The sequence below is a fragment of the Actinomyces sp. MRS3W genome (genome assembly GCF_032465695.1).
Classification (GTDB): Bacteria; Actinomycetota; Actinomycetes; order Actinomycetales; family Actinomycetaceae; genus Actinomyces.
Genome location: NZ_JAWDJJ010000129.1, coordinates 1 through 2,512, shown reverse-complemented (window position 1 = coordinate 2,512; position 2,512 = coordinate 1). Strand labels below are relative to the sequence as shown.

Annotated in this window: 1 protein-coding gene; it reads left to right on the top strand. The window is 73.4% G+C overall.

Translation table 11 applies throughout. The annotated features are described in order from the left end of the window. Positions 1 to 2,512, top strand: a 2,512-nt coding sequence (locus RWX45_RS04455) for an alpha-L-rhamnosidase (RefSeq protein WP_316022570.1), incomplete at both ends; no start/stop codon positions are given.

The window sequence follows — 2,512 nt, the reverse complement described above, 5'->3', positions numbered from 1 at the left end:
GCCCGAGGTCCTCCCCCTGCAAACCGCCGACGGCGTGCTCGCCGCCTGGCCTGCCGCGCCCCTGGCCTCCCGCGAGCGCGTGAGCCTGCGCATGCGCGTAGCCGGAGCCGCCGACGTCCCCTCCTGGTCCCCCTGGTCCGAACCCATCATCTACGAGGCCGGCCTGCTGACCCCGGCGGACTGGTCGGCCCTGCCGGTGGGCCCCGCCTGGCCGGAGAACCCCGAGTCCGACCGGCGTCCACCGCGCGTGCGCCGCGAGTTCACCGTCGAGAGCCCGGTTGTCTCCGCCCGCGTCTACCTCAGCGCCCACGGCCTCATCCGCGCCGAGCTCGACGGCGAACGCATCGGCACGGACGAGCTGGTCCCCGGCTGGACCGTCTACGGCACCCGGCTCGTGGCCCGCACCTACGACGTCACCGCCCAGCTGCTGGCCGCCTCCCCCGCCGGCGACGGCGTCGGCGCCCACGCGCTCGGCGCCCAACTCGCCGACGGCTGGTACCGCGGACATATCGGCTTCGACGGCGGCTACCGCAACCTGTACGGCGACGACGTCGCCGCCATCATCCAGCTCGAACTCACCCACGCCGACGGCACCCGCACCACGCTTGGCACCGACTCCTCCTGGAAGGCCGGCGTCGGGGAGATCCTGTTCACCGGCCTGTACGAGGGCGAAACCGTCGACGCCCGGCTCGCCACCCCCGGCTGGTCCTCCCCCGGCTTCGACGACGCCGACTGGACTCCGGCGGCCGTGGGCCCCGCCGACGCCGAGCGCCTGGTCATGCCGGTGGACGCCCCGGTGCGGGCGCAGGAGACCCTGCAACCGGTCGAAGTGACCGTGCTCGAGCCGCAGGTCATGCAGATGGGCAGCGTCAGCATTGAGGTCGCTCCCGAGCGCGCCCTCATCGACTTCGGACAGAACCTCTCCGGTCGCCTGCGCATCCGGGTGTCCGGCGAGGCCGGCACCACCATCACCCTGCGGCACGCCGAGGTGCTGGAGCACGGCCAACTCGGTACGCGTCCGCTGCGCGGCGCCGCCGCCACCGACACCTACACCCTGGCCGGAAGTGGCGTGGAGGAGTGGGAGCCCGCCTTCACCATCCACGGCTTCCGCTACGCCGACGTCACCGGCTGGCCCGGCGGGGCGCAGGCCGCCAAGGAGGCCATCGAGTCCGGGGCGATCACCGCCGTCGTCATCCACTCCGAGATGGAGCGCCTGGGCGCCTTCACCAGCTCCCACGTGCTGGTCAACCGCCTGCACGAGAACTCGCGCTGGTCCATGCGGGACAACTTCGTCGCCTTGCCCACCGACTGCCCCCAGCGCGATGAGCGGCTCGGCTGGACCGGTGATATTCAGGCCTTCGCGCCCACCGCCGCCTTCCACTACGGCTGCGTCGGTCTGTTGTCCTCTTGGCTGGAGGACCTGGCCATTGAGCAGCGCGCCCACGGCACCGTGACCTGGTACGTGCCCGTCATTCCGGGCGGGTTCTGGACGCCGCCGCGCCCGGCCGCCGTGTGGGGCGACGCCGCCACGGTGGTGCCCTGGGAGCTGTTCCGCGCCACCGGCGACCGCGGCCTGCTCACCCAGCAGTACGAGTCCGCCAAGGCGTGGGTGGACCTGGTCGATTCCCTGGCCGCCGCGGACCATGTGTGGGACTCCGGCATGCAGCTGGGCGACTGGCTCGACCCCTCCGCCCCGCCGGAGAACCCCATGCAGGCCATGACCGACCCGCACCTGGTGGCCACCGCCTTCTTCGCCCAGTCGGCCCGGATCCTGTCCCGGTGGGCCGCCGAGCTCGGCCACGCCGACGACGCCGCCCACTACGCGGCCCTGGCGGATGCGATCGGGGAGGGCTTCCGCGCCCGCTTCACCGACGGTGAGGGGCACATGACCTCCGACACCCAGACCGCCTACGCCCTGGCCATCACCTTCGACCTGACCGGCTCCGACCATGCCCGCGAGGTCGCCGGGGCGCGCCTGGCCGAACTGGTTGAGGCTTCCGGCGGGCACGTCGCCACCGGTTTCGCCGGCACCCCGGTTCTCACCGGCGCCCTGAGCGCCACGGGGCACGCCGACGCCGCCTACAAGCTGCTGTTGACCACCACCTGCCCGAGCTGGCTGTACACGGTTTCCATGGGGGCGACGACGACGTGGGAGCGCTGGGACTCCATGCTGCCGGACGGCTCCATCAACCCCGGTGATATGACCAGCTTCAACCACTACGCGCTGGGCGCCGTGGCCGCCTGGCTCGAGCGCAGCGTCGGCGGCCTGGCCCCGGCCGAGCCCGGATATCGGGTGATCGAGGTGGCGCCGGCCCCCGGTGGCGGCCTCACCCGCGCCGAGACCGTGCACCGCACCCCCCACGGCTGGGCCGCCAGCTCCTGGCGGCTCGTCGACGCCGACGGGCAGGAGGTCACCGCCCAGGCGGCGGCCGCCGGCGAGGGGCGCCTCGAACTCGACGTCGTCGTCCCGGTCGGGGCGACGGCGCACGTCACCCTGCCGGGGCGCGAGGAC